At 59.9% G+C, this 25,896-nt stretch carries 21 protein-coding genes; 13 read left to right on the top strand and 8 right to left on the bottom strand.

Features of this window, described 5'->3' with window-relative positions; all coding sequences use genetic code 11:
• The first annotated feature begins 139 nt into the window (after window positions 1-139).
• Window positions 140-1,051 carry an ABC transporter substrate-binding protein gene (locus J3R75_RS14200; protein ID WP_307262739.1) on the top strand — a complete coding sequence of 304 codons (912 nt, stop codon included), beginning with the start codon at window positions 140-142 and terminating at the stop codon, window positions 1,049-1,051.
• On the top strand, window positions 1,048-1,833 hold the full coding sequence (locus tag J3R75_RS14205) for an ABC transporter ATP-binding protein (protein WP_307262741.1): 786 nt from the start codon (window positions 1,048-1,050) through the stop codon (window positions 1,831-1,833). Before J3R75_RS14200 ends, J3R75_RS14205 begins: the two co-directional genes overlap by 4 nt.
• Window positions 1,834-2,209: 376 nt before the next feature.
• On the opposite strand, the gene J3R75_RS14210 is transcribed toward J3R75_RS14205, so the two are convergent.
• On the bottom strand, window positions 2,210-3,082 hold the full coding sequence (locus tag J3R75_RS14210; RefSeq protein WP_307262743.1) for a BUD32 family EKC/KEOPS complex subunit: 873 nt from the start codon (window positions 3,080-3,082) through the stop codon (window positions 2,210-2,212).
• Between the two features lie 325 nt (window positions 3,083-3,407).
• Between J3R75_RS14210 and J3R75_RS14215 the strand changes: the two genes are divergently transcribed.
• From J3R75_RS14215 to J3R75_RS14230, 4 genes are all read left to right on the top strand, one after another.
• Window positions 3,408-4,094 (top strand): DUF1559 family PulG-like putative transporter, encoded by a 687-nt coding sequence (locus J3R75_RS14215; protein ID WP_307262745.1) that lies wholly within the window; start codon window positions 3,408-3,410, stop codon window positions 4,092-4,094.
• Between the two features lie 101 nt (window positions 4,095-4,195).
• Window positions 4,196-4,342, top strand: a complete 147-nt coding sequence (locus tag J3R75_RS14220; protein ID WP_307262747.1) for a hypothetical protein — start codon at window positions 4,196-4,198, stop codon at window positions 4,340-4,342.
• A gap of 325 nt (window positions 4,343-4,667) precedes the next feature.
• Complete coding sequence (locus J3R75_RS14225; protein ID WP_307262748.1) at window positions 4,668-5,009, top strand: P-II family nitrogen regulator; 342 nt, start codon at window positions 4,668-4,670, stop codon at window positions 5,007-5,009.
• A 60-nt stretch (window positions 5,010-5,069) separates the two neighbouring features.
• Window positions 5,070-6,551, top strand: coding sequence for an ammonium transporter (locus J3R75_RS14230; RefSeq protein ID WP_307262751.1), 1,482 nt, complete (start codon window positions 5,070-5,072; stop codon window positions 6,549-6,551).
• A gap of 111 nt (window positions 6,552-6,662) precedes the next feature.
• Here the strand turns inward: J3R75_RS14230 and J3R75_RS14235 are convergent, their stop codons facing one another.
• Together J3R75_RS14235 and J3R75_RS14240 are read right to left on the bottom strand one after the other, a co-directional pair.
• Complete coding sequence (locus J3R75_RS14235) at window positions 6,663-7,112, bottom strand: thioredoxin family protein (RefSeq protein ID WP_307262753.1); 450 nt, start codon at window positions 7,110-7,112, stop codon at window positions 6,663-6,665.
• A gap of 179 nt (window positions 7,113-7,291) precedes the next feature.
• Window positions 7,292-10,639 carry a DEAD/DEAH box helicase gene (locus tag J3R75_RS14240; protein ID WP_307262755.1) on the bottom strand — a complete coding sequence of 1,116 codons (3,348 nt, stop codon included), beginning with the start codon at window positions 10,637-10,639 and terminating at the stop codon, window positions 7,292-7,294.
• Window positions 10,640-10,969: 330 nt separating this feature from the next.
• Here J3R75_RS14240 and J3R75_RS14245 point away from each other — a divergent pair, with 330 nt between their 5' ends.
• The gene (locus tag J3R75_RS14245) at window positions 10,970-13,702 is read left to right on the top strand and encodes a glycoside hydrolase family 99-like domain-containing protein (protein WP_307262757.1); all 2,733 of its coding nucleotides are present in this window, start codon (window positions 10,970-10,972) and stop codon (window positions 13,700-13,702) included.
• Window positions 13,703-14,260: 558 nt separating this feature from the next.
• On the opposite strand, the gene J3R75_RS14250 is transcribed toward J3R75_RS14245, so the two are convergent.
• The 4 genes from J3R75_RS14250 to J3R75_RS14265 form a co-directional block, all read right to left on the bottom strand.
• Window positions 14,261-15,217, bottom strand: a complete 957-nt coding sequence (locus tag J3R75_RS14250) for a RecB family exonuclease (protein ID WP_307262759.1) — start codon at window positions 15,215-15,217, stop codon at window positions 14,261-14,263.
• Entirely contained in the window at window positions 15,198-15,695 is a 498-nt protein-coding gene (gene tadA, locus J3R75_RS14255; RefSeq protein WP_307262763.1) for a tRNA adenosine(34) deaminase TadA, read from the bottom strand. Before tadA ends, J3R75_RS14250 begins: the two co-directional genes overlap by 20 nt.
• Window positions 15,695-15,949, bottom strand: a complete 255-nt coding sequence (locus tag J3R75_RS14260) for a hypothetical protein (protein ID WP_307262765.1) — start codon at window positions 15,947-15,949, stop codon at window positions 15,695-15,697. Before J3R75_RS14260 ends, tadA begins: the two co-directional genes overlap by 1 nt.
• 126 nt (window positions 15,950-16,075) lie before the next feature.
• Entirely contained in the window at window positions 16,076-16,870 is a 795-nt protein-coding gene (locus J3R75_RS14265; RefSeq protein ID WP_307262768.1) for a PTS sugar transporter subunit IIA, read from the bottom strand.
• Window positions 16,871-16,927: 57 nt separating this feature from the next.
• Between J3R75_RS14265 and J3R75_RS14270 the strand changes: the two genes are divergently transcribed.
• Window positions 16,928-17,122 carry a hypothetical protein gene (locus J3R75_RS14270; RefSeq protein WP_307262771.1) on the top strand — a complete coding sequence of 65 codons (195 nt, stop codon included), beginning with the start codon at window positions 16,928-16,930 and terminating at the stop codon, window positions 17,120-17,122.
• A 292-nt stretch (window positions 17,123-17,414) separates the two neighbouring features.
• On the opposite strand, the gene ltrA is transcribed toward J3R75_RS14270, so the two are convergent.
• A complete protein-coding gene (gene ltrA, locus J3R75_RS14275; protein ID WP_307262773.1) occupies window positions 17,415-18,629 on the bottom strand; it encodes a group II intron reverse transcriptase/maturase in 1,215 nt (404 codons plus the stop codon).
• Window positions 18,630-20,094: 1,465 nt separating this feature from the next.
• Here ltrA and J3R75_RS14280 point away from each other — a divergent pair.
• The 5 genes from J3R75_RS14280 (at window position 20,095) to J3R75_RS14300 (ending at window position 24,992) form a co-directional block, all read left to right on the top strand.
• A complete protein-coding gene (locus tag J3R75_RS14280) occupies window positions 20,095-21,477 on the top strand; it encodes a sulfatase family protein (RefSeq protein ID WP_307262775.1) in 1,383 nt (460 codons plus the stop codon).
• Window positions 21,478-21,872: 395 nt separating this feature from the next.
• The gene (locus tag J3R75_RS14285; protein ID WP_307262777.1) at window positions 21,873-22,262 is read left to right on the top strand and encodes a glycine cleavage system protein H; all 390 of its coding nucleotides are present in this window, start codon (window positions 21,873-21,875) and stop codon (window positions 22,260-22,262) included.
• Window positions 22,259-22,966 carry a hypothetical protein gene (locus tag J3R75_RS14290; protein ID WP_307262780.1) on the top strand — a complete coding sequence of 236 codons (708 nt, stop codon included), beginning with the start codon at window positions 22,259-22,261 and terminating at the stop codon, window positions 22,964-22,966. The genes J3R75_RS14285 and J3R75_RS14290 overlap by 4 nt, the downstream gene beginning before the upstream one ends.
• The gene (gene pyrF / locus J3R75_RS14295) at window positions 22,963-23,649 is read left to right on the top strand and encodes an orotidine-5'-phosphate decarboxylase (RefSeq protein ID WP_307262782.1); all 687 of its coding nucleotides are present in this window, start codon (window positions 22,963-22,965) and stop codon (window positions 23,647-23,649) included. The genes J3R75_RS14290 and pyrF overlap by 4 nt, the downstream gene beginning before the upstream one ends.
• A gap of 194 nt (window positions 23,650-23,843) precedes the next feature.
• Window positions 23,844-24,992, top strand: a complete 1,149-nt coding sequence (locus J3R75_RS14300) for an ROK family protein (protein WP_307262785.1) — start codon at window positions 23,844-23,846, stop codon at window positions 24,990-24,992.
• Window positions 24,993-25,896: the final 904 nt, after the last annotated feature.

Consider the following 25,896-nt stretch of genomic DNA (forward strand, 5'->3'; position numbering starts at 1 on the left):
TCGTGGGAGCAAAAAGCCCTGTAACATCGTTATACAAGAGTATTGGAACGTAATGAGCAAGCGAGATTTCAGTATATGTGCGTTATTGGCGTTGTGTGTGGCCCTGGTTTCGTCCTGCGGGCCAAAGCCAAAGGCGGCCATGCGTGACCAAGAGGCTGGCGCCAGTGCCAGTGCCAGTGCCAGTGCCAGAGCGGGCGTGGGCGCGGGCGTGGCTGATGCCAGCGTTGCCGGCGGGCGTTTTGCGTCGGCGCGGCGGATCGTGTCATTTGCGCCGTCCTTGACGGAGATGCTATTTGCGCTGGGGCTGGGCGAACGAGTGGTTGGGGTGTCGGAGTACTGCGTTTACCCGCCAGAGGCGAAGGCCTTGCCGAAGGTGGGCGGCTTCTTGAATCCGAATGTGGAGATGGTAGTGCGCCTGCGGGCGGACTGCGTGGTGCTATTTGCCAATCACGACAAAGTGGTCAAGCAGTTGGCCCAGCTGGGCATTCCCACGCTGGTAGTGCGTGGCGATACCCTTAGCGAAATCATGGCGACGTTCGCAGTATTGGGACGGGAATTCGAGTGCGAAGAACGCTCAGACGCCATACTGGCCGACATTGACGCGCGCATGACACGTATCCGCACGCGTTGTGCCGAGCGGCCGCCATTGCGGGTGCTGACGGTGATCTGGCGCGAACGCGGTGTGGGCACGCTGCGTGGCCTGCAGGCCGCAGCGAACGACGGCTATTACAGCGAGTTGCTGCGTCTGGCGGGCGCGCGGGCGTTGCCGCAGGGCACGGCGTCGAAGTACCCGAGTTTGTCCGTTGAGGGCATTCTTGAGCTCAATCCCGACGTGGTTTTTGAGTTGGTGAATGACATCACGGTGACGTCGGCGGCGGACCTGGCGCAGGTTCGGGCAGACTGGCAGGTCCTGCCGGAGTTGGCGGCAGTGAAGAACGAGCGCCTGTATATTATCACTGACGACTACGCGACCATACCCGGTCCGCGCTTCATCCTGTTGGCTGAGAAGCTCGCGCGGCATTTACATCCGGACATTGATTGGGACCGATGACAGCAAGCGACAGCATACTTGAGCTTGAGCACCTGCAGCTCAGCCTCGGCGGTGCTCACATCCTGCGGGATGTGAGCTTGACGATTCGTCGCGGCGAGTACTGCAGCCTGATCGGTCCCAATGGTGCCGGGAAGTCCACCTTGCTCAAATGCATCAACGGCATATACAGCCAGTGGCGCGGGCGCATTGTGATCGCTGGCGCGGACGCGCGGCACTGTTCTCGGCGGGCCATCGCCCGACAGGTCGGCTATGTGCCGCAGCACAGCGGCGTTCTGCCGGGCTACCGGGTGCGCGAGTTCTTGTTGATGAGCCGGTATGCTCAGCTGGACAGCTGGGGCGGCCCAGGCCAGAATGACCGCGAGGCGGTGGACCGGGCGATGCAACGCACGGGTATTCGCGCGCTGGCCAATCGCACCTTGCCGACGCTCAGCGGCGGCGAGGCCCAGAAGGTCTTTATCGCGGCGGCGCTGGTGCAGGCCACGCCGATTCTGCTGTTGGACGAACCGACGACCTTCTTGGACCCGCGTTTTCAGCACGAAGTCAACCAGCTGGTGGTGGAGTTGAATCGCCAGGAGGGCATCACGGTGCTGTCGGTGTCACATGATTTGAACAGCGCTATTCAGTACTCGGATCGCCTGCTAGCCATGAAGGACGGCGAACTGCGCCATAGTCTGGACCCGAATGCGGTCATGGATAGCTCGGCGCTGGCAGAGCTCTTCGATACGCGCTTCTGCGCGCTGGCACACCCGCGTAGCGGCAAGCCGCTGCTTATACCGGAATAGGGCGCGGGGTCTGCTTTTTTTCTCACGCGCAGGCGCAAAGGCGCAAAGAAGGCGTTTTCTATCCGCAGATTACGCAGATTCTCGCAGATTTAGCCGCGAAGGCGTTTTCTATCCGCAGATTACGCAGATTCGCGCAGATTTAGCCGCGAAGGCGTTTTCTATCCGCAGATTACGCAGATTCACGCAGATTTTGGCGCGAAGGCGTTTTCTATCCGCAGATTACGCAGATTCACGCAGATTTTGGTGGCGTGGCTTGCCGCTGCGCGGCAATTCAGGCCGCCGAGTATAAGGCACGAAGGAGGGGCGGGCGTCTAGTGCCGCGCTGCTTGCCACGCGGGAATTTTTGTCCCACGCGAAGGCGTGGTTGCCGTGCCTATCATGCCTGTTTGGCGGGGCGTTTGAGTCGTGCGGCTTCTTTTTCGCCGAAGCGTTGCCAGCGGGTGGTGATCTGGGTGACGACGCGTTGGTATTCCGTCTCGCGGCGTTTTTCGGTCCATGGCGTGGCCAGCAGGTAGGCATTGAGGAACGCGTTGGGCATGGCCAGGTCGTAGCACCCGGCCTGGAGGAGGAGATTGTAGCAGAATTGGGCGAGATTGCGGCGCTGGCAGAGAAATGGCGGTGGGCATGGCCAGAGCCGCGTGCGGTCGTTGTCCAGGTAGAAGAGCCTGTGGGTGGCGGTGTCGAGGCAGGCGTTGCGGGGGAGGAAGTCGCCGTGGACGAAATGGTCGGCGTGGAAGCGCTGGAGTTCGGCACCGCAGCGAGTGAGAATGTCTTCCCGGGCTGGGCCGGCTAGTGTTTGCAGCAGTTCTTCGACGGTCGGCTGGACGAGTTCGGCGCTGACGAAGAGTTCGTGCGGGTAGCCCCAGGGGCCGCGCCGGCAGCGTGCGCCGAGGACGGGCAGTGGGCAGAAGTGGCCCTTGCGGAGCATGGCCGAGCAGGTGAGGAAGATGCGCTGGCCACGCGAGGGCAGCACAGTCCAGCGGAGGTGGCTGAGCATCTCGCGATTTTTGATGACGCCGTCATTTTTTGCGCGCATGTATTTGGCATAGAGCGCACCGCGGTCGGTCTGGTGTCTGGTGATGGTTCGGCAGGGCAGATCCAGAATGATCTTGGCGCTGTGTTCCTGCAGCCAGGCGTCGATGTCCTGGAAAGCGGGCAGGTCCTGCCAGTCGGCGTGGACCCAGCCGTACCAGCCATGAGCGTGGAAAGGTGCCGGCGTTGGCATCGTGGAGCGGTCGGTGCTTGTCATGCGATGTACTTGGGGGGCTGTCAGACGTGGTCATGAATGATGCCGCAGGTAGGGCTGGACGGGGCAAGGCCACAATATAAGGTCGCGGGCGGGCGATGCGAATACGCCGGCTGTAAAGGCGTGATGGGGTAGCGGGGCAAGGCGCACAATGGTCCTGCGAGCAAATGGTGGTTCGCCGACCAAAGGTCTGTCGCCAGGACCAAAGATTTTTTTGACGGTCTCTTGTTATGTGCACCGATTTGATGTACAATCAAGACGTTGATGTGAGGGGTTGCGGTTTCCCAACCCAGTGACCGAGCGCGTAACCAAGCAACGGAGAACGACCATGAAGAAACGCCTGTTCACCCTGATTGAGCTTTTGGTTGTGATTGCCATCATCGCTATTTTAGCGGCCATGTTGCTGCCGGCTTTGGCGAAGGCGCGGGACAAGGCGCGGCAGATCAGCTGCACGAGCCAGCTGAAGCAGATTGGCTTGGCCATGGGCATGTACATGGATGAATTTGCACGCGCGCCTTATCAGCAGAATTCCGAGAATGGCAATCATCCGTCCGATACGCCCGGATCCCTGATCTACAAGCTCAAGGATTACGTCGGTGACAGTAAGATCTGGAAATGCCCGACGACCGTGCGGGTTGCCGGCGAGACTGCGACGTTGATTTTCAACAGCTACTTCTTCAACGGCGCGGTGTTTCAGACCGCCATCGCGCAGAGCGATGTGGCCTTTCCTTCCGAGATGGCCTTCGCCCGGGATTTTTCTGATCAGCGCAACTGCGCCTGCCAACGGCCAAATTGGAATGCCGCTGTAACCGGCGACATGCTTAGCTCAACCGGGTGGTATCAAATCTTGGTTGACGATAGCCGTTTTGACCGTCGGCACAACAACGGGGGCAATTTCCCGTACATGGACGGCCATGTCGGCTGGCTGGCGACTGCTGCGGTCAATTGCGGGACTTTTGGCTTGACGCCGACCACCAATCGCCTCAATACGGTAAATTCCACCATTCGTCGCTGATTGGGGTGCAGACGCACCGAGCTTAATCAGTCGCAGCCCCCGAGGCATATCTGCCCCGGGGGCTTTTTTTGTGCTGGGAATATGCGTCTGGATGGTCAACGGTGGACACGGTGGACACGGTGGACACGGTGGACACGGTGGACACGGTGGACACGGTGGACACGGTGGACACGGTGGACACGGTGGACACGGTGGACATGGTGGACATGGTGGACTGGGACGGGGTGATGGCTGGGGCGGACACATAGGTCCGCCCCTACGGGATTTGCCGGCCCACGCCGGCCATTGCCGGTGTGGTGCTACTGCGCGGCCATGCTGGTGACCGCGTCGAAGGGGCTTACTCAAAAACGGTCAGAATTGGCGAAAACGCGCGTGTTGTTTATTACAAAAATGTATAAAATGGTGCTGCGAGAGTTATAGCCAATGGCGTATATAACAACCGACGGTAAAGCAAGTTGTGTAATCTGGTTGTTATTGGCATGTCCTCTGCTAAAGGGGGTGTCGGCAGCGGCTGGAGGCGCCCCAGCGGCTGCGGGTATGAAGACGTGAACAAACAACACAGACGGGGACACCATGAAGCTGATCATTGCCTACATCAAGCCGGAGCGGTTGAATGCCGTAAAGCAGGAACTGTATGCCAGGGAAGTGTACAAGATGTCCGTGACCAACGCGCTTGGTTGCGGGCAGCAGAAGGGGTATGCCGAGTCGTATCGCGGCGTGATCTCGCAGGTGACGCTGCTGAAGAAAGTCCGGATATCCATTGCGGTAAACGATAATTTTGTCGACACCACGATTGAAGGCATCATCGCTGGTGCCCGGACGGGGAAGATCGGCGATGGCAAGATTTTCGTGTTGCCGTTGGAACAGTGTATTCGGATCCGGACGGGCGAGACCGGTTCGGACGCTATTGGCTGAAGCGCCCTATCGGGGTGAGAGACATCAGACTGACACCACATAGAGAAAAGACCTACGACTATGAGAACACATACGACACTGCTTGTATACTGCTCCCTTGCTTTACTCTTCATGATTGCGGTTGCGCGTGGCGCCGACGACGCGGCGTTGAACGCGGCGATTGACGCGGTGGGCGCTTCGCCCAGTACGCAGGCGAAAGCCGCACTGAATGCGGCGTCTGCGGCTTACCAGGCTGCTGCGGCGGCGGAACCGGCTGAGGAGGCACCTGGGGCCATTGCCATCACGGCGGCGGCGGACGAAGTAACCGATGTTGGCTTCAAGGTTGACAACTTATGGATCGCCATTGCCGGCATGCTGGTCTTCATGATGCATTTAGGCTTTGCGATGGTCGAGTCGGGGCTATGCCGGGCCAAGAACTGCGTGAACATCCTGTTCAAGAACACGTTGACGCCGGCGATAGGTTTTCTGACCTTTACCGCGCTGGGCTTCGGGCTGATGTATCCGGGTGATCACTGGTTGTTGGGCAAGGTCGTTGGCTTTTGCGGGATGGGTGCGGCGCCGCAGTTTAAGGACCTGACAGCGGCGTATGGCGCTTCCTACACCTACTGGACGGATTTGTTCTTCCAGGGGATGTTCGCCGCGACCTGTGCGACCATCGTATCCGGCGCGGTAGCGGAACGCATCAAGGTGAACGCCTATCTCATCTTCACCGTCTTGTACGCCATGATTGTGTATCCCATCATTGGCTCCTGGGGCTGGGGTGGCGGCTTCCTGGCGGATCTAGGCTTTCATGACTTTGCGGGTTCGACCTTTGTGCACAGCGTGGGCGGCTGGGGCGCGCTTGCTGGCGTGATGCTGTTGGGGTCGCGTTATGGCAAGTACACGCCGGACGGGGAAGCCCGGTTGATCATGGGGCACAACATGCCCATGGCGACGATTGGCGTGTTCCTGCTGTGGTTTGGCTGGTTCGGCTTCAACGGCGGTTCCGCGCTCAGCGCCGGTCCGGCGCAGCTGTCCTACGTGCTGATCACCACGATGCTAGCCGCGTCGGCTGGCCTGGTGGGCGCCATGCTGACCAGCTCGCTCCGGGATGGCAAGGCTGATTTGTCCATCACCCTCAACGGTTGTTTGGCTGGCCTGGTGGGCGTAACCGCTGGGGCGGATGTGGTGACCATCTGGTCGGCGATCATCATCGGCTTACTGGCTGGCGTGATCGTGGTTTTTGCGGTGTCGTTTTGGGACAAGCTGTTGCTGGACGATCCAGTGGGCGCGCTGTCGGTGCATTTGGTCTGCGGCGTGTTCGGCACCCTGGCGGTAGGAATTTTCCCGACCATCCCGCACACATCATTCGCCTTCCTGCCGCAGTTGCTTGGCGTGGTGGCGGCGGCGGCGCTGGCCTTCCCGGCGGCCCTGCTGATTTTCTTCGTCATGAAGAAGACCATGGGCTTGCGGGTGACGCATGACGAGGAACTGCTGGGGCTGGACCTGGCCGAGCATAACAACGAAGCCTATCCCGACTTCCAGAGTTTCCTGACCAAGTGACGCTGGACTTCGGCACCTAGCAGTGCAAAAAACAACCGGGCCCGCATTCGTGGTTGCGAATGCGGGCCCGGTTTTTGTCTGGCTGAGAATTATTAGTCAGCTCAGCAACACTTATTTAGTGTTTTTTTTCAGGACAGCCTTAATACCTTCAACGTATTTTTCGGGTCCGCCGGGCTGGTAACCGAGTTGGCCGAGGATCTTTTCATTGTGGTCAATAAGAAAAATGGTAGGAAAACCTTCTACTTTGAACTGTTCGGCGAGTTTGCGGTTTTGGGCTTTGATGGCGTCGGCCTGAGTGCTGCGGCGCGGGAAGTCGGCCTTGAAGAGAATGAGATTGTCTTTGGCGTAGGTTTTAAAGGCGTCTTTGGCGAAGACTTCTTCGTCCAGCTTGATGCACCAGCGGCACCAGTCGGAGCCGGTGAAGTCAACAAGAATGGGCTTGTTGGCTTCTTTGGCGGCCTTTTTGGCCGCCTCAAAATCCTGCGACCAGCTGTCGTCAGCGGCAAAGGCGGGCAGGGCAAACAGAGAGCAGAGAGCGACCAGGGCGAGGAATTTTTTCATGATGGACCTACTTTCGTTTTTAGTGAAACAACAATACTAGCATAAGAAGAAGAATATCTAAGGCTAACTACTTCTAAGACTAAGGGAATAACGTATAGTTCCGTCGTGTGGATTGTCAATGCGCTGGAGCTATTTGGTGCCGTGTTGGCCGGCGAATTTGGTGTTGGTTGGGTGCTGGTTCATGACAGCAGGAAGCGCAGATCGTCGTGGGTCAGGCGTTTTTCGATGCTGTCCGCTGCGTCTTTACCGAGGATGGCGTTGGCGAGGCGGCGTTTTTGCTCTTGGAGTTTGAGGACTTTTTCCTCGACGGTGTCGCGGGTGACGACGCGGTAGGCGAAGACGGGCAGGGTTTGGCCGATGCGGTAGGCGCGGTCGATGGCCTGGGCTTCGACGGCGGGATTCCACCAGGGGTCGAGGAGGAAGACATAGTCGGCGGCGGTGAGATTGAGGCCGACGCCGCCGGCCTTGAGACTGATAAGGAAGACCTGTTTGGCCGGGTCATTTTGGAAACTATTGACGAGTCCGGCGCGGTCTTTGGTCTGGCCGTCGAGGTAGCAGAAATCAATGTCGTTGCTGACGAGGCGGCGTTGCACGACGCGGAGGAAGCTGGTGAATTGCGAGAAGACGAGGGTTTTATGGCCGGCGTCAATGAGGGTAAGGAGGCGTTCTTCGACGAGGTCGAGTTTGGCTGAGCCCTCGTCGAGCCGTTTGTCATCCAGCAGCGCCGGGTGGCAGGCAGCCTGGCGGAGACGAAGGAGAGCGGCGAGGGCGTCGATGCTGCCGGTGGCGGCGCTGGTGGTTTTGGAGCTGTCCTTTTCGTCTTTGGCGAGGAGTGCCTGGCGGTAGAATTCCTTGAGTTCGTCGTATTCGCGGCGTTGTTGTTCGTCCATATCGCACCAGATGACCTGTTCGCTTTTTGGTGGCAGGTCTTTGGCGACCTGTTGCTTGGTGCGGCGGAGGATGAATGGCCTGACGCCCTGGCGCAGGCGTTGCAGGGCTTCGGGGGCGAGATTGCCGCCGGTGACGGTGGGGCCGCCGGGGAGTTTGGCGCCGACGAGGCCGGGGTTGAGGAAATCGAGTTGGCTGAAGAGCTCGCCGAGGTGATTTTCCATGGGCGTGCCGGTCATGACCAGCCGGTGGTTGGCTTTGATGACGCGGGCGGCGCGGGCGGTGGCGCTGTCGCGGTTTTTGATTGCCTGCGATTCGTCGAGGATGCAGTAGTCGAAGTGGACCTTGGCGAGTTTGATGGCGTCATTGCGGAGGGTGCCGTAGGTGGTGAGTACGAGATCGACGGCGGCGAAGGCGTCGGGACGGCATTGGCGGGTGGAACCGGCGTGGATGACCAGGCGCAGTTGCGGTGCGAAGCGCGCGGCTTCGGCCTGCCAGTTGAAGAGCAGAGATTTGGGCATGACGATCAGGGATGGCCGGTGCTCGTCGGGGCGGCAGCGGCGGCTTTCCAGCAGTGCCAGGACCTGGACGGTTTTGCCGAGGCCCATGTCGTCGGCCAGGCATGCGCCCAGGCCGTTGCGCTGCATGTGGAGGAGCCAGCGCAGGCCGTCAAGCTGGTAGGGCCGTAGTGTGGCCTGGAAGGACGGCGGCAGGACATTGTCGCCGGGCGGCGGCGGCGCGGTAATGGTGGCGACGCGTTGCCGGAAGCGCTCGTCGGCTTCGGCTTGGCGGTCCTGGAGCAGGGCGTCGACGATGGCGGCCTGTTCCTGGCGGAAGCGGAGCTTGTCGCTGACGGCTTCACCGATTTCGGTGAGGACGGTGAAATTTTCGAGCCATTCGAGGGGGAGGATGCCGTAGGTGCCGTCGTCGAGGCGGACGGCGTGTTTGCCTTCGCGTTTAGCTTTGAGCAGCGTTGGCAGTGGGACGGTCATGCCGTCGAAGTCGGTATCGGCCTTGAGATCGAACCAGTCCATGCCGGACGAGAGCTGGGGTGTTTTCGGGGTTGGTTTGCGGTAGGTCTTGCCTTCGGCCTGGACGAGCCAGTCTTCCATGACGAGGGCGCGGACGCAGTCATCGAGGGCCGTCGGGTTAAGTTTCCAGCCGAGTTCTTCCTTGGCGGCGTTGCGATTCCAGCGGAAGCCGAGCTGTTTGAGGCGATCTCGTGCTTGGTCTTCGGCCAGTTGGTCGCGGATGACGGTCGTGCCGGGCAGTCGGCCGGGGAGGCGGGTGGCGGCGTCTTGTTCATCACAGCGGGCGCCGTCGTAGTCGAAGGCTAGTTCGGCGTGGAGTTGTTCATGGCCGAGGTAGGTGAAGCGGGCGGTGCGCACGTAGAGCTGCGGGGTTGGGCGGATGCTGACGCGCTGGTGTCGGAGGGCTTCGGGCAACGCCGAGAGATCGAGATCGCTAGCCAGGGCGATCTGGTGGATTTTGGCGCGGGCGGCGTAGGCGTTGAGGGTGATGGCGCCGCGTTGGTGCAATTCCATGGCGAGCTGTGCGGCGCCGGCGAAGTCCACGGGTACGAACTCGTTTTGGCAGAGTGCGAAGCCGGCGGGGAGGAGCAGCTGGCAGTCGTTCAGGGCGATGCAGGTGTCGCTGAGCTGGATTTTGCCGGTGAATGTGAAGAGGCCATTGGCGGCGGGCTGGACCTCCAGGACGAAAGGCGCCGGGAGGGCATGAGCGGCTTGCGTCGGCACGATGCCGTGCAGTTTTGCGGGCTTTTCCTTACTTGACAGCCAGCGCGCGCGGCGGGTTTCTGCGAGCATGGGCAGGACGCTGTCCAGTAGTGGGTTGGGTACGGTAGATGCCTGCGGGGGCTGTTTGGGGCTGCCCGGTGCGGCGTGGCCGGCGCTGGCTTTGGCTGCCCAGAGCAGCCTGAGCAGGTCGCGGTCGCTGACTGTGGGCACGGCGGTTTCGCCTTCGGGCACGAAGGGCTGCGCTGGTGGCGGCGTGTCGCCCGGCGTGGCGTGTGGCCGCCACCAGGTTTCAATGACCAATCCCTGGCCGTCAGCCGGCTGTTGTTCCAGGCGGATGACGTAGAGGATATCGATGGGCGTGTCGTCATTGAGGACGAAATTGGGCATGGGTGGCACGGCAGCGGCGTGTGTGGCCGCGGGGACGTCGTAGACGACGCGGGGCTGGTTGGCATCGGCACCAGAAAGGGTGGATTTGCCGCTGCGGCGCGGACGGGGGTGGCCTTCAAACTCGTAGTGCTTTTCCCCTGCTGGTTTTTTGTCGTCTTTCGGGCTGTGGTTCGGTATGGGTATGGCCTTGTTGACATTGCGCTTCAGGGCCAGGGCGAGGTCGTGGTTGTCCTGTGCGCTGAGGAGTGCCGCCCAGAGATGTTGGCAGAGAACGCCCTGCTGAAAGTCAGCGCATTCGCATTGAGGCTGGAGGACGTTGCCTGCAAGTTGGAGGGAGCAGGTGACGGTGCCATGATCGTCCTCGCATTCACAACAGATGCGGTCGGCACCGCCCCAAAGTTGCCGGCAATGCGCCTGGGCGATGAGAACGTCACCGAGGTCGCGCTGGGCAGCAGCGAAGTTATGGGCGAATTTATCGACGATATCGGCGGGCGGCATGGCGTGGAGTGAGGCAGGGTTGATGGGGGACGGTTGGGAATGACTATCGCCGCGCAGATTGCGGCGGCGTGGTTAGGTGGCGCGAGGCAGGCTCAAGCTAACGCCGCCTGCCTGAAAAGCAAACGCGGCCGGCGAAGAAGGACAGTGTGGACAGTGTGGACAGTGTGGACAGTGTGGGCGGGCGGGGCATTGTGTCCATTGTGACTCTGGCATACGGGCTTACAAGCCGCTCGCTGCTCGCCGACGTTGGCGCTGGGCATGCGGGCGGTGTATGTTTTGCCTGCTGACGCGGTTGAGTAACGAGTATTAAGCAAGTGACAGGAGACGGCGATGACACGACTGATTGCGGTATTGGGGATGGTGCTGGCCTTGGCGGCGGTGCAGGCGCAAGGCATCCGCTGGGATTTTGCGGAAGGCATGGACGGCTGGCGGGTAGGTCGGCATGTGGAGGGTCTGCGGGTCGAGGACGGCGTGCTGAAGGGTCGTGTGAGCGGACATGATCCGCAGTTGATATCGCCGTTGTTTGCTCTCGCGCCGAATTATCGTCACGAGTTTGTGTGTCGGGTGAGAGTCAGTCGCGTCGCCGGCCAGGGCCAATTGTATTATACCGACACGACCGAGGGGCCCTACGACGGCTTTGACGCCAAGCGGGTGCGGGGATTTGTGCTGACTGATACTCCCGACTGGCAGATTGTGCGCCTGCGGCCGTTCTGGCAGGGTGAGAAGCGCATTCAGCAGATTCGTCTTGATCTGATGCATGGCAATGACTGCGCTGGTGTGGAGTTCGAGCTGGATTGGCTGGCTATTGAGGAAGTCGCCGAGGGTGATTTCAGCAACGACCGGCGTTGGGACTTCAAGGGCAATCGCCATGACGCCTGGACGGTGGGCGCGGCCGGCTGGTTAGTGTCGCCCTATCTGGCCATGACTGGCCGGTCGACATCCTGGGTGCTGGTGACCGTGCGTTCGGCGGCGCCGGCCTGGGCTGAACTGTCGTGGTTGTCACCCGCCAACAGTGGCAAGCCGGTGATCCCCTTTCTGGTGGTTGGCGACGACCGCGCGCATACCTACAGCATTCCATTGGGCACGCATCCCCAGTGGTCAGGCGAGGCACTGCAGTTGAGCGTTCAAGTCGTGCCTGAACATGAGGCGCCCTACGACCTGCAACGAGTCGAACTGGCGGCGAAGCCGCACGCCGAAGCGGATGTGCTGTGCCCATACTTCGGGCCGGCGGAGTATCCTAACCGGGTGGGCAAGCGCAACCGCATGCTGCTGCGCTTGGACAATATCGGCCACGCGCCGGCGTCGGGGATGCTGCACTTTCGCGTGCATGACGGGGCGGTGCATCGCCTGGAGAAGGACGGCGAGCCGTTGCTGAGCATGGCCTGCGTATTGCCGGCGGATTTCAGTGAGACCTACGAATTTGACGTGCTGTCGCAGACCGCCGGCGACGCTGTGGTTACGGTGGAATTCCAGGTCGGCGGTGAACTGCGGCAGCGCTGGACGGCGAAAGCCATGGCGGTCACGGCGGCGCCAGCAGCGCCGCCGCCGGGCTCTTACGTTCCGGAGCCCAAGCCCGCGCAGACGGACTATCTGATCGGCTCCTATTACTACCCGGGTTATGGCACGAATCGGCAGTGGCGTGAAATGGCCTTGTATGCGCCGTGGACCAAGCCCGTGCTGGGTTACTACGACGAAGGCAACCCGGAGTGCATCGACTGGCAGATCAAGTGGGCGACGGAGCACGGCGTTAATTTCTTTTTGGTGGACTGGTATTGGGAGGCCGGTCGGAATCACAACGAGCATTGGCTGGACGGCTTTGTGAAGGCGCGGCACAAGCAGCATTTCAAATGGGCGCTGATGTGGGCCAATCACAATCGCAAGGGCACACACAGCCGCGAAGACTGGATCGCGGTCACCGAGCGCTGGCTGGAAAAGTATATTCGCACGCCGGAGTACCTGACGCTGGACGGCAAGCCGGTGGTCTTCATGTGGAGCCCGCGGAATATCCGCGAGGATATGGGCGGGTCGGCGCCCTCGGCGGAGCTGCTGGCCTTGTCGGACCGCATGGCGCGGGACGCTGGGCTGCCCGGCATCGTGTTCTATGCCATGAACCAGGGCGGGCAAGCCCAGCTGGCGCAGGAGGGCTACGCCGGCTACACGACCTACCACTGGTTCGGTAATGCGCGGGAGACGTCGCGCAACAGCCGCTTCTTCGCCTACAAGGCTGTGGTCGATCAGGCGGCGGACAACTGGGACCGCACCGCCGCCGCCTGCGACGCGGCCGGACTGAAATTTTTGCCGGTGGCGGACACGGGCTGGGACGCGCGGCCGCGGCATGGCCTGAATACCTTCGTGATCTACGACCGCAGCGTGGCCGAGTTCACTCGGCACCTCAAGGACATGAAGACTTGGCTGGATCGCCGTGGCGAGAAGATGTTCGTACTTGGGCCGTGGAATGAATGGACTGAGGGCAGCTACATCGAGCCCTGTTCGGAGTTCGGTTTTGAGATGCTCCGGGCGATCCGCACGGTGTTTTGCACGGACGCCGGGGTGTCGGACGACCTTAGCCCGCAGGATATGGGGCTGGGCCCCTACGACTTCGAGTTGAACCTCGGCCAGATGCGTCAGGACAGCTGGGATTTTCGCGGTGGCCAGGAGCTCTTTGGCTGGGGCGCGCTGATGTACCTGGCTGATCTGCGGTTGACGCCGGCGGGGCTGGCGATGACCAGCGTCGGGCGGGACCCGGCGATTCGTTCCGGCGATGTGCGGCTGGATGCGCGAGCCTACACGGCCTTGGAAGTGACCATGGCCATCAAGCCGGCGCCGGGCGAGAAGGATTTTGCGGCGTTTTTCTGGGGGACTACCTTCATGCCGATCAACGGCGAAGCCAACGTGTCCTGCCCGCTGCATGCGGACGAGGGCATGCACCGTTATCGTTTTGACCTGGCACAGCACCCCAAATGGCAAGGCACGCTAAGGCGCCTGCGCTTTGATCCCATCCAGGCCGGCGACCGCACGATCACGATTGAAAGCATCAAGTTGGTACCCGTTGCCAAGCCTTGAAGCGGGTTCGCGGTAATAGGTAAGTAACCACCCCGGTGTTTTCCCCACCGGGGTGGTTACTCCTATGAAACCCGTTGCCTGGTTAGCCCCCCATATGGGCGGCGGCGGGCCGTGGGTTTCCTGCAAATTGTCCCCGGTGTTTTCCCCACCGGGGTGATTACTCCTATGAAACTTGCCGCCTCGTTAGCCTCCCATATGTGCGGCGGCGGGCCGTGGGTTTCCTGCAAATTGTCCCAGCGAAGCGCCGGGGTGTGCACTGACCGATTACGTCTCGCGGCCGTGGAGTGGGCGTCTCGCCCACTCCGACAAGACGGCTCATTAAACCGTCCTTGTCATCCACGCCGACCGTACCCGGCCCGTCTCCGCCGCCCGCACGAGCCGAGCGCACAGCGGCTGGATGCCGCTGCTACTCTGGGCCTGCTATGACTCCGCTGCCGCAAAGGTCGGCGGAAATCAAGGTCGAATGGTTGGGCGGCGACTGGCCGTGGGTTTCCTGCACATTGTCCCCGGTGTTTTCCCCACCGGGGTGTGCACTGACCGATTACGGTTTGCGTTGCCTCAGCCGTTGATTTCTGGCAGGTCATTGCTGCTGCCCGCCATTTGCGGACAGATCTGCCGGTAGTTGCACTGCCGGCAGTTGTACTCATTGGGTTGGCAGGGGAAGTCGTCTTCTTCGGCGATATTGTTTTCTGGGTCGCGCAGCTTCTGCTTCATGGCCTGGGCGCTGCTGAGGATCTGGTCTTTGACGCTGACCAGTAGGGCGGGCTCGACGGGGTAGGGGCTGGGGCGCCCACCGTCGAGGAGAAACACGCCTTTGAGCTGCAGGCGCTCCAGCGGCACGAGCCACTTTTCCATCGCGAAGAGCGCGTAGCAGCCCAGCTGCTGGCGGAGGGTGGCGCGGTTTTCGGTGCCGGTCTTCCAGTCGATGATATGGAGCTGGCCCTCATTGTCCGTGTAGGCGAAATCGATGGCGCACCAGACTTTGAGGTCGTTAACCATGAAGGTGTCAAGCGTATCAACGGGTTTCCAGTTGATATAGGGCGTGGCAAGGATGTCGCGCACGACGGGCGAGCTGACGAAGGAATCCAGGCAGGTGAAAATGCGCTCCTTGATCTTGTCGGTCGTTTCCCGAGGCAGGGATTTGCCGTCGCCGTAGTAGAGCTCGAAGAGATTGGTTTTCTTGGGGTACTGCAGCCAGGCTTTGGTGACGGCCTCCGTCCAGCCGTTGCGCAGTTTGAGCACGGCCTGGTTCTGGAGTTCCACTAAGTTGGGCATGGCGGCGCCGCGGGCGACGGCCTCCATGGTGTCCTTGATGATATCATGGACAATGCTTCCTGCCCACATGACCAGCGGCTTGACGTTTTTAAGGATGTAGAGCGTGCGGGTGCGTTCGGAAGCATCGGCCTCCCAGCCGCCCCAGGAGCCGTAGTAGGCGTAGTAGTATGCTCTCGGGCAGCTTTGGAAGAGCTGGGCGCGGGAGACCGACCAGCTCAGATCATTCGTCAATTTGCGCATTATGGGGCCTTTCTTTTTGCTCCAGGCGCCGCTGGCGGAAGAAGGCCTGGAGCATCTCCTGGGCTTCGTCCTTGAGGAGGCCGGCTTCGACGTCGACCTGGTGCAGCATTCCCGGGAAGGCGGTGATTGATAGGGCGCTGCCGGCGGCGCCCATGCGGGGGTCGGGGCAGGCGAAGACGAGTTTGCCGAGGCGGCAGTTGACCATGGCGCCGGCGCACATGGCGCAGGGCTCTTTGGTGACGTAGAGGACGCAGTCGTTGAGTCGCCAGTCGCCGATGCTGGATGCCGCCTGGGTGAGGGCGATCATTTCCGCGTGGGCAGTGCCGTCCTTGAGCAACTCGACTTGATTGTGCGCCCGGGCAATGATTTGTCCCTGGTGGACAACGATGGCGCCGACGGGCACTTCGCCGGCCTTTGCGGCCAAGTCGGCCTGGCGCAGTGCCTGGCGCATGAAGTATTCTGGGGTGAAAGCGAGCATCAGCGGCTGGTGATATTCATGGTGGCGGGTTTGGATAGCGCCGTCAGGAAGCGCTGGGCGCGGTCGGGCTGGGAGTCCAGGACGACGGCGGCTGCGGCGCGCAGCTCCTGCAGGCGGCAATCGTCTTCTGGCAGGGCGCCAGCGCGTTCGATGCGGTCAAAGGTGGCGGCGGCCTCCAGGAGGTGACTGCGCAGATCGTGGTAATACAGATCAACGAGTTCGCGGGCAGATTTGACCGGCTTGAGTGTTGGCATGGGGTATCTCCGGATGGCTGTCGTACAGGGCCTGCTGCTGCCGGGCAATATAAGTGGCGAAGGAGCCGTGGCCAAGCGCGCGATCACACGATGCGCGTTTGGGCGCTGGGGTATTGATACACTATCTCAGCGTTTGCCTTTGCGTGGCTTGGCGGCGTTGAGTTCGGTTTCGCGGTTGCTGATGACCTCGTAAATCTCTGTCGGGCTATCACAGCTGCGCAGATCAGCCAGGATGCTGGTGTTAAGGCAGAGCATGCAGATTTGGGTGAGTACTTGCAGGTGCAGCTGGTTTTCCTTGCAGCAGATGAGGAAGAACAGGTCGGTTTTGCTGTTGTCGGGTGCGGCGCCGAAGAAGATGGGGTTGTGGAGTCGGCCGACGCAGACGAAGGATGCCTCGAACATGTAGTTGTCCCGCTGCAACGGGTGGGGCAGGGCGACGCCGTTGTCGATGGCGGTGGTGCCGATTTGTTCGCGTTTGCGCAGTTCTTCGTAGAGATCGTCAGGATTGTAGAGCAAGCCGGTGTTGGTGGCCAGCCTAGTGAGATCGCGGAGGACTGCGGTTTGCGTCTTGCCCTTCATGGCGGAGTCGATGGCATCGGGCGAGCATAGCGGGGTGAGGATGAGTGGTCGGCAGGCGCTGGCGACTTGGCTGTCGCGGCGGGCTTCGTCGAGCGGTTTGACGACGGCTTCGTGAAGAATGCGTTCGGAGTACCAGGCATCGAGGTCTTCCTGCTCGAAGAGGAAGCGTTCGCCCTGGTGGTTGCTGGGAATCTCGGCGCGCAAAGCCATGGCTCGCAAGGTCTGCGGGTCAAGCTGCAAAAAAGCAGCGGCATCGTTCAGGTTGAGTTGTCGGTAGGGCATGGCGCAGTTCTGGTAAAAAAGCATGGCTGGGGGGGGAATGGAAGCATAAATGTAGTTCATGAACGCATTTTTGCCTGCGCGTACAGGCAGAACTGATAATGACGAGGTAACCGGTCAGTGTACACCCCGGCGCTTCGCTGGGACAATTTGCAGGAAACCCACGGCCAGTCGCCGCCCAGCCATCCGACCTTGATTTCCGCCGACCTTTGCGGCAGCGTGTTTCATAGGAGTGTACACCCCGGCGCTTCGCTGGGACAATTTGCAGGAAACCCACGGCCAGTCGCCACCCAGCCATTACACATAGGTGGCTAACCAGGCAGCGGATTTCATAGGAGCAATGCTCTTCACATAGCATGCGGCAATCGCCGGCCATGAGTTGATTGGTAACCATGCACAAGATCATTCGCCGAGGTTTTGAGCACCGAAGGTGCGCCCTAAGATAGCCCAGGGCAAGCGCCCGCAGGGCGCGTCGCCCTGGGTAAGGTGCCCCATCCCAAGAGAAGTGGGTAAGGTAGAGGTTATGAGCCTCTACCTCCCCGTTGTAGCGATGGGGTCATTTCCCCATATTTACCAGCGTGCCGGTCTGGCACTGGGCTACCCCTACTCAGGTTGCCACGTTTCGTGGGGCAACTCGTCGTGTTTCACCATACTCATCTTTGTACGTGCAGAACTGTTCCAGTGTCAAGAGCCCAAGTTTCTGGCTGAAGTACCTCACGCTGATCCGGCGGTTGTCGTCGTAGTTCTTTCTCTTCTTCTTCATGGCCCGTAGTCGCATGCGAATCCACGAGTCGAGTTTTTGGAAGAGCCACCGGCAGGTTGCGAAGGGTTGCGCGAAGTAGTTTGCCGTACCCCGTATGACTTGGTTGAGCGCATTGATCACGGTCTCGTCAAAGTTTCGCGAGCGTGTGGTTATTTCCCTGACCTTGTCTTGAAATTTGTTCCTTGACTTGTCGCGCATCAGGCGCGATCGTACGGACAGACGGAATCCGAGGAATTCGTATCCTTTGCCGTATGTCGTCAGCCTCGTCTTCTCCTCGCTCAGCTCTAGTCCGAGCTGGATCAGGCATTGCCTGACGACCTCAAGGGCTCCTTGCGTCTCGGCCTTCGTTTTTCCGAGCACGACGAAGTCATCGGCGTACCTGACATGCAGGTATCCGGCTTCGGCTAGTGCCCAGTCCATGTGATTGAGAACGATGTTCGCCAGCAGCGGTGAGATGACCCCGCCCTGTGGCGTGCCGATGGTTGTCGGCTTGAACACGCCGTCCTCCATGACTCCGGCTTTGAGGAACTTCTCCACAATGCCAAGAACGTTTCCATCGGCTACGCGCTGGCATACGGCGGCCATGATCACCTTGTGCGGCAGATTGTCAAAGAAGCCTTTGATGTCGGCGTCCAGCACGTGCTGGTAGCCTTGTTTGTGCAGCTCCAGAATCCGCTCGATGGCACTGTGACAGCCGCGCCCTTTTCGGAAGCCGTGGGATGCGTCGTGAAAAAGCGGTTCGAAGATGGGTTCAAGAAGCCTTCGCAGGACTTCCTGTGCCACCCGGTCACGCACGATTGGGATGCCCAGTGGGCGGGTTTTTGTGCTTCCCGGTTTTGGGATGTTGACGCGGCGCAGCGGCTTGGTCTGAAAGGTCCGGCCCTTGAGGTCGCGCATGAGCGCGTCCAGATTGGGGCTGAGGTTTGCTTCAAACATCTCCACGCTGACCTTGTCCACCCCTGCTGCTCCACGATTGCTTTTGACAGCCTTAAAAGCCTGCCTCATCAACTCGGGGGTTATGCGGCCGGTCAATGAGTGTGCTTTGATGATTTTTGGCATGGTTAGCCTTTCACGTCGATGTTGTCACGCAGTCGCCTCCGGCATGTTTTGGGACCGTCTCCTAGCGGTTGCGTTTCGTCAGCAAGAACCTGACTGGGCCTTTTGTGGCCCATTGCGCCTGTGCTAGCTTGTCTCGTGGTCTGCCTTCGGTTTCCACGTCGCTTTTCGGTTTTGTCTTTCATCGGGTGTTGCGTGTCCCCGACTACTCCGACTCTGCTGCCGTCTCCAAACCGGGGGCCGTTAGGCACGTTCCCCTGACCAATGCTTCAACCCGACCTTTCGCGTAGCGCTTATAGTGCTGGGTTTACCGCTCCTCTGCGGACACTGTGAGACTTTCACCGGTCATGTCTCGAAACCATTTTCCCTTGATGATAGCCCGTTGCATCCGGCAGGTTCTTCCGTGATAACCGCTGTGTCTACGGGAGAGAGACTCGGGGGAGTCCCAGTGCTTCGCTTAAGGGCGGTAGCTCGCACACGCAACCAGACCTAAATGCCATCCTCAAGAGTACCGTTGCCTGGCTCCTTCGTTACGACCCCTTCTTCGGGACGTCCCCGTGGGTGTCGCCCTAGCTGCGTACCTCATCACCTCGTTTGTGAGTTCGAGCAACGGTTTCTGTACGATCGCGGAATCGCACAGGTAGGTTTTGGCTGTTATTGCTGACCTCCTTCCTTTTGGCCTTACCGTTTTCAAAATGCTAGACTTAGTTTCGGACACTGCGGCTCACGCGCCCTGAAAGGGCGGCCTAAAAGACCTGCGACGAAGGGTCACAGCGCAAAATTGCCGCAGCAATCAATGAGTTCCATTGCCTCTTTGGCTCCAGTCAGCTTCGCCGACTGAAGCCAAAGAGGCTGAGGAACACGGACCAATATGGCGCGCTACCCAGGGCGGCGCGCGCCTTCGGCGCCGCTTGCCCTGGGCTATCTTAGGCCGCGCTTTCAGCGCTTCTGCCGCTTCGCGGCGGAAATGCACGACGAGAAAAGGCTGCTTGGTTGAAACAACAAGTGCCATGGATACAGTTAAATGCAGAGCATCGGTTTCATAGGAGTCATTGATATTGGCCGGTCTCAGAGGACGACTGGGACTATGGGGACGACTTGGCGACTGCGCGCACTGGGGCGAGGACTCACGGACTCATGAGGCATGATCCCATGGATTGGACCGTGAGGACTTTCTGGACCATGGGGAAGGACGCCTTGGACACCGGGGACCGGTTGTGGACTGCTTGGACGCCGTGGACTGACCGGCGGTGTCCATAGCGTCCATGGTGTCCAAAAAAACGCCCAGTGTCCCGCCAGTCAAGAGGCGGCACTGGCAGCCGGCTATTCTCAATCACCGACCGATTACGTTGATTATTCACTGACATGAAAAACGGTTTGCAGCAGCAGTGATGTGCGGGTATTATTGCAGGGAGCGGTGCGGATGTGCCGCCGGAGACCGTGAATCACTTTCTGGAGACTATGCCCAATGGAAGCACCTGCGCGTGACGCTGGCAAAGCGAACATCATTCTGATGAATTGCGACGATTTGGGCTATGGCGACTTGGCCTGCTATGGCTCGCCTTGCAACAGCACGCCGCATCTTGATCGGTTGGCGGCCGAGGGGATGCGTTTCACGGATTTCTACATGGCGTCGCCGGTGTGTTCGCCGTCGCGCGGGGCGATGCTCACGGGCTGTTATCCACCCCGAATTGGTTTTGGATCGTTTGATGGCCGCGGGGTGCTGTTTCCCGGCGATCCCATTGGGCTGAATCCCAGCGAGATCACCATCGCAGCGCTGTTGCGCGATGCGGGGTATGCGACGAAGATCGTCGGTAAATGGCATTGCGGCGATCAGCCGGAATTTCTGCCGACGCGGCATGGATTTGACAGCTATTATGGGCTGCCCTATAGCAATGACATGGGCCGTCAAAAGGAGGATGACAAATGGCCGCCCCTGCCTTTGTTGCGGGATGAAGAGGTCATGCAGGAACAGCCGGATCAGTCTGGGTTGACGGAGCGCTACGTGGAAGAGTCGTTGCGTTTCATTCGCGAGCAGCGGCAGCGGCCCTTTTTCCTTTATTTGGCGCACATGCATGTCCATTTGCCCATTTACGCGCCGGCGCGGTTTTTGCGCGAATCGCGCAATGGCGCTTACGGTGCGGCAGTGGCCTGCATTGACTGGGCGGCGGGCGTGATCATGGCAGAACTGCGGCGCTTGGGCCTGGAGGATAACACCATGGTGATCTTCACCAGCGATAATGGCTCGCGTTGCCGCGGCGAAGGCGGCAGCAATGGCGTGCTGCGCGGGATCAAGACGACCACCTGGGAAGGGGGCCAGCGCGTGCCATGCATAATACGCTGGCCGGGGCACATACCCGCCGGCAACACCTGCACGGGCCTGGCTACCGCGATGGATTTCTACCCGACGCTGGCCGCCATTGCCGGCTGTGCCGTGCCGACGGACAGGATCATCGATGGCCGGGACATCACGCCGTTGATGCTTTCCGGAGGGGCTGCCGCGTCGCCACGCGAGGCGTTTTTCTACTACAACCGCAATGACCTGGAAGCCGTCCGTGACGGCCGCTGGAAACTCCACGTGCGCAAAAGTCGCCAGGCCATCGCGGAACTCTATGATTTGCGCAACGATCCCGGTGAGAATCGTAATGTCCATGCCGACGAGCCGGCGGTGGTGGCGCGGCTCACCGCGTTGCTTGAACGTTGCCGTGAAGACCTCGGCGACGAGGCGTTGGGCATCGCCGGCCAGAATGTCCGCCCGGCCGGCCGCGTGGCCTCCCCACGGACACTGACGCAGTACCGGCCGGATCACCCGTACATGATCGCGACCTACGACCTGCAGGAACGGGGATAGGCCAGCGATGTCTGCGCGCGTTGTCGACTATATAGAAAAAAAACTTGGCAACTTACTTATCTTTATTTGACACCATGGCTTTGTTTGATAACATAAGCCCGGAACCTGAATGCTCTGCGCGGAAGGCAATACGATAGGGAAGCGGGATGACAGAGTGTCCCGGTATTTGTTCCTATTTGACATATTTGTCAGTTCGCAATTGGACAAAACTGATCATCCGTGTATATAATAGGACAAGCAGCCAATGAGCCGGGCAAAACGTTTTTTCTGAGTTGGGGATATGGAACCGGCATGAGCGGGGGCTAGTCAGAGGATACAGAAAGAACATGGATAAGCAAACGCACAGGACTAGCCGGCGGGCACCGCCGCGGCGGGAGTACTGCAAAGGAGAAACCATGAGTAATGATAATGATAGCCGAGTATACAGCAACCGCCATCTCTGGGCTTTGCCCAACACCAAGAAAAAGACTGCCACGATTGGCATTTCGGATTTTTTGGCGGAAGAGCTCGGTGAGATTGCCAGCATTGACATGCCGTTGGTCGGTGACGAGTTGGACATGGAGTCCTTCTGCCTGCATCTGCACCTTTCCGGCCGTATTCACCACCTGCGCTCGCCGTTGAGTGGTCGCGTGCTGGAGATCAATGATGACGTGCAGGACAACAGCAACCTGATTCACCTCGACCCCTACAAGCACTGGCTGTACAAGATGGAATATGACGATACCGAGGAGTTGGACCTGCTGATGAGTTCCGCTCAGTATGCCCGTTTCGTGGATCAGCTATGACCCCATTCAGTCCCGCTGAAGGCCGGCTGTATGCACTGGCCGGACGACTCAATGCAATGGCGCTTGCCATTGCATTGTCTCTTTTTGTGTTCAGCGGGCCGGTTTTTCAGAGTCGCCAGTGGCCCTTGCTGCGCTATGGCCAGGTCATGCCGGTGGCGCTGCTGACGTTGTGCCTGCTGGCGCCGACGCCGGCGGCGTTGCCGCTGATTGGCTGGCGCTTGCGTGCGGCGTGTCTGACAGTGCTGGGCCTGTCGCCTTTTCTGACCTGGTTTTTGCGCAGCGACGGCCAGACCTATTTTGCGTTCTGCACCCTGTTGCTGACGGGCGCGGCGCTGTGGTTGCTGCTGGAGATCAGCCTGTGGTTGCGCAGGCTTGCGGCAGATGCGGGCAATATCCTGCTGCGGAAACTGTCGCAGAACAGCGTGACGCTGGTGTTGTTCGGGGCGATCATTCCCGTATCCGCCATTCATTTGGCTTTCCTGGTGCTGCTGGGTGGCGACGAAAATGGCTGGTCGGCGTTGGATCTGCAGGTTGTCTGGGCGACTTCGCCGGCGCACATCGGCCTGCTCTTGCGGGTGCTATTTTACTGGATATCCTTTCATGTCGGCGCGGTATGTCTCTTTGCCGGTCTTTACGGCCAGCGGCAGATACATCGGCGACTGTTTGACAAGCTGGCTGAGGACAATAAGGAGCACGACGAATGAGTACGACGCTGATGGTTGCTTTGGATGTGGATAGCTTGGCCGAGGCCTTTGCGGTGGTCGACCGCCTGGGTGCTGAGGTCAGCTGGTACAAGGTGGGCAAGCAGCTTTTCACCCGTCTGGGCCCCGCCGTGGTGCAGGGGCTCAAGGACCGCGGTAAAAAGGTGTTTTTGGACATGAAGTACCACGACATCCCCAACACCGTCGGTCAGGCCGTGCGTTCGGCGGCGGCCATCGGCGCGGACCTCTGCAATGTGCACGCGTCTGGCGGGCCGGCCATGCTCCGGGCGGCCGCGGAAGCGGGGCATGAAACGGGCCTGACCGTGGTGGCGGTGACGGTGCTGACCAGCATGGACGCCGCCGAGCTGTCCGCCGTGGGCATCGCCGTGACGCCTGCCGAGCAGGTGCTGCGTTTGGCCACGTTGACGCGCGACTGCGGGTTGCCCGGCGTGGTCTGTTCCGCGCAGGAGATCGGGCTGATTCGCGAAGCTTGTGGCAGCGACTTCCTGCTGGTAGTGCCGGGCATTCGGCCGGCCGGTGCCGGCAAGGGCGACCAGAAACGGGTGATGACGCCCAGCGAAGCGGCGCAGGCCGGCGCGCAGTACATCGTCGTGGGCCGGCCCATCCTGGCCGCCGATGACCCAGCCGCCGCCGCGCGCGCCATCAACGCCGAACTGCGAGGGTGAAGGCCCCGTGCACGAGCGGCTCGGCGCTTGGCCTGGATCATGCGTGGGTGTGTGGACAAGCAGTCACGTCCCCGGCAGGGGCCTCGCGACTGTGGGCCGGCGTGAGCGCGTGAGTCCGTGATGTCTTCCACGAATTCGTGTTCTGGCGGTGATGGCCTAGTCACTGGGCAATATGGTGGAGGAGTTCGGTAAAGTTGAGTGACAACAAAATCAAACTTCAGGTTATGGATGCCATCTGTGCCGCGAATGGGCCTTCATCGAAAAAAGCCATTCGCGAGGCCACTGGTCTGGCCTGGAATACCGTTGGGCGCATCGTTGATCGGCTTGTTGACAATCGTATACTGCTTGAGGAGCGCGACGCCCCGTCTCAACCCGGCCGGCCGATCACCAACCTGGAACTAAATCCTGATAACCAACTGCTAGTAGGTATAGCGCTGGGCGGCAAGTGGTGGCGTATAGTCCTGTGCAGCTATTGCTTTGATACGGTATTCGAAAGAAAAATTGCGACTCCGCAGTGGGGGGGGCCGCTTCCTTTTCTTCATGGCATACGAGATTTCATCCTTTCTTCTCTGTTGCAGGCCGGATATTCACTGGATCGGGTTTTTTGTATTGGCATCGCTAGCTCGGGTACAATTGATCCGGAGAATGGCGTGCTGGTGTCAGCATTGAATATGGGTATGGAGGTCGGCGTTCATCTGCCGTTGCGGCAGGACTTGGAAGCGTTGCTGCACAAGCCGGTGTTGGTTTCAAGTTCAACGGTAGCGACTGCGTGGGCGGAGTATAAATTCGGCTCTTGCGCCGGCATTCGCAACTTGCTAACGGTTGGAATCAGCATCGGTATAGGTGCCGGCGTGATCATTGACGGCAAGGCGCTGGTCGGCAGTCCGGACCGCCCGGTGGGCACTCTCGGGCACTTGTTTATCCCCGGCAATTCCCGTCTCTGCGTCTGCGGGCGAAAAGGATGCCTGGAGGCATTTGCCGGAGGACGATCTTTGGTGGACGTGGCGCAGGAACGCTACCCCGATGCGGGCTGGAAAAGCGCAGAAGAAATCGACCGCGCCGCCGCCACCGGTGATGCCCGAGCAAAAAATATCCTCGGCCGCGCCGCCAGGCTTGATGCCGCCTGTATTGCGTTTCTGGTTCAGATATACCGTCCCGAAGCTATTATTTTTACTGGCGGACAATGCGTGGTACGGGCTTTCTTCTACACCACTCTATGCGAAAAATTACGCAAGGGTTTACCTGGCGATATTGCCGAACACCTGAAAGTGTCCATCTCGGCAATAAAGGAATACGGCAACGCCATCGGTGCCGCGCGTCTCGCCTTCGAACAATTCTTCTGAGCGCAGCGCCGCCGTCCCGGCGGCATGGTGTTTTTTCTATCCGCAGATTCCGCAGATTGGCGCAGATTTTTTTGTAGGGTGGGGGTGCTTGGAAGTCCAAGGCGTCCTTGGGAGTCCAGGCGGGACGGCGGCAAGGTGTTTTTTTCTATCCGCAGATTCCGCAGATTGGCGCAGATTTTTCTGTAAAATGCAAAATCTTATGATAGAAAGAAAGACTTGACACAGTGGTTCTGAAGCCTTTGTCTGCGCCGTAGGCGCTTAACCATGCTTTAGTCTGGGGTTAAGCATGGTAGTGCCCCTTCGGGGCAAATTCATGCACAAATGTTTGACAAGCAGGTTAAGGTCGGCGGAAATCAAGGTCGAATGGCTGGGCGGCGACTGGCCGTGGGTTTCCTGCAAATTGTCCCCGGGGGTTTCCCCACCGTGGTGGTTACTGACCGATTACAGTGTCCATGTAAGCGGTCAGCCATTGATAATGTCGGCACGTCTGCCTTACTCTGGAGCGGTGAGACGTAACGTGTTAAGCCAATGTAGCGCCCTCCAGGCGCAATTTTAGGTTGTTGTTACACCCCTGGTTGCGGCGCCCTCCGGGCGCCTCACCAGGGGTTATGCATGGTCCGGCCCTCCGGGCCGAACTTGGCCGATCAGATGGCTAGCTGTGTCCGGTTCGGGCTGAAAACCACCATTATTCAATATCCATGTTTTTGCGCCGTAGGCGCTTAACCATGCTTAACCCCAGGCTTTAGCCTGGGGACGCAGCCTGCCAACAGGCAGTGCCTCGTAGAGGCACCACAGTTTTGGTTATCAGTGGCTGACCGATTGCGTGTCCATTTGTCCGGAATTTGACTCCCCCTTGACTTGCACGACATGGCGCGCTATAATTAAAACATCGGTATTTTAATTA

The organism is Oligosphaera ethanolica, assembly GCF_030814695.1.
Lineage (GTDB): Bacteria > Verrucomicrobiota > Lentisphaeria > Oligosphaerales > Oligosphaeraceae > Oligosphaera > Oligosphaera ethanolica.

Excerpts from the sequence above, each read along its gene's own strand:
- J3R75_RS14215 (WP_307262745.1), top strand. The coding sequence starts at position 3,408 with ATGAAGAAACGCCTGTTCACCCTGATTGAGCTTTTGGTTGTGATTGCC.
- pyrF (WP_307262782.1), top strand. The coding sequence starts at position 22,963 with ATGAGTACGACGCTGATGGTTGCTTTGGATGTGGATAGCTTGGCCGAG.
- J3R75_RS14260 (WP_307262765.1), bottom strand. The coding sequence starts at position 15,949 with ATGCCAACACTCAAGCCGGTCAAATCTGCCCGCGAACTCGTTGATCTG.
- tadA (WP_307262763.1), bottom strand. The coding sequence starts at position 15,695 with ATGCTCGCTTTCACCCCAGAATACTTCATGCGCCAGGCACTGCGCCAG.
- J3R75_RS14265 (WP_307262768.1), bottom strand. The coding sequence starts at position 16,870 with ATGAACTACATTTATGCTTCCATTCCCCCCCCAGCCATGCTTTTTTAC.
- J3R75_RS14250 (WP_307262759.1), bottom strand. The coding sequence starts at position 15,217 with ATGCGCAAATTGACGAATGATCTGAGCTGGTCGGTCTCCCGCGCCCAG.
- J3R75_RS14230 (WP_307262751.1), top strand. The coding sequence starts at position 5,070 with ATGAGAACACATACGACACTGCTTGTATACTGCTCCCTTGCTTTACTC.
- J3R75_RS14290 (WP_307262780.1), top strand. The coding sequence starts at position 22,259 with ATGACCCCATTCAGTCCCGCTGAAGGCCGGCTGTATGCACTGGCCGGA.
- J3R75_RS14280 (WP_307262775.1), top strand. The coding sequence starts at position 20,095 with ATGGAAGCACCTGCGCGTGACGCTGGCAAAGCGAACATCATTCTGATG.
- J3R75_RS14205 (WP_307262741.1), top strand. The coding sequence starts at position 1,048 with ATGACAGCAAGCGACAGCATACTTGAGCTTGAGCACCTGCAGCTCAGC.
- J3R75_RS14245 (WP_307262757.1), top strand. The coding sequence starts at position 10,970 with ATGACACGACTGATTGCGGTATTGGGGATGGTGCTGGCCTTGGCGGCG.
- J3R75_RS14200 (WP_307262739.1), top strand. The coding sequence starts at position 140 with ATGCGTGACCAAGAGGCTGGCGCCAGTGCCAGTGCCAGTGCCAGTGCC.
- J3R75_RS14285 (WP_307262777.1), top strand. The coding sequence starts at position 21,873 with ATGAGTAATGATAATGATAGCCGAGTATACAGCAACCGCCATCTCTGG.
- J3R75_RS14235 (WP_307262753.1), bottom strand. The coding sequence starts at position 7,112 with ATGAAAAAATTCCTCGCCCTGGTCGCTCTCTGCTCTCTGTTTGCCCTG.
- J3R75_RS14225 (WP_307262748.1), top strand. The coding sequence starts at position 4,668 with ATGAAGCTGATCATTGCCTACATCAAGCCGGAGCGGTTGAATGCCGTA.
- J3R75_RS14210 (WP_307262743.1), bottom strand. The coding sequence starts at position 3,082 with ATGACAAGCACCGACCGCTCCACGATGCCAACGCCGGCACCTTTCCAC.
- J3R75_RS14240 (WP_307262755.1), bottom strand. The coding sequence starts at position 10,639 with ATGCCGCCCGCCGATATCGTCGATAAATTCGCCCATAACTTCGCTGCT.
- ltrA (WP_307262773.1), bottom strand. The coding sequence starts at position 18,629 with ATGCCAAAAATCATCAAAGCACACTCATTGACCGGCCGCATAACCCCC.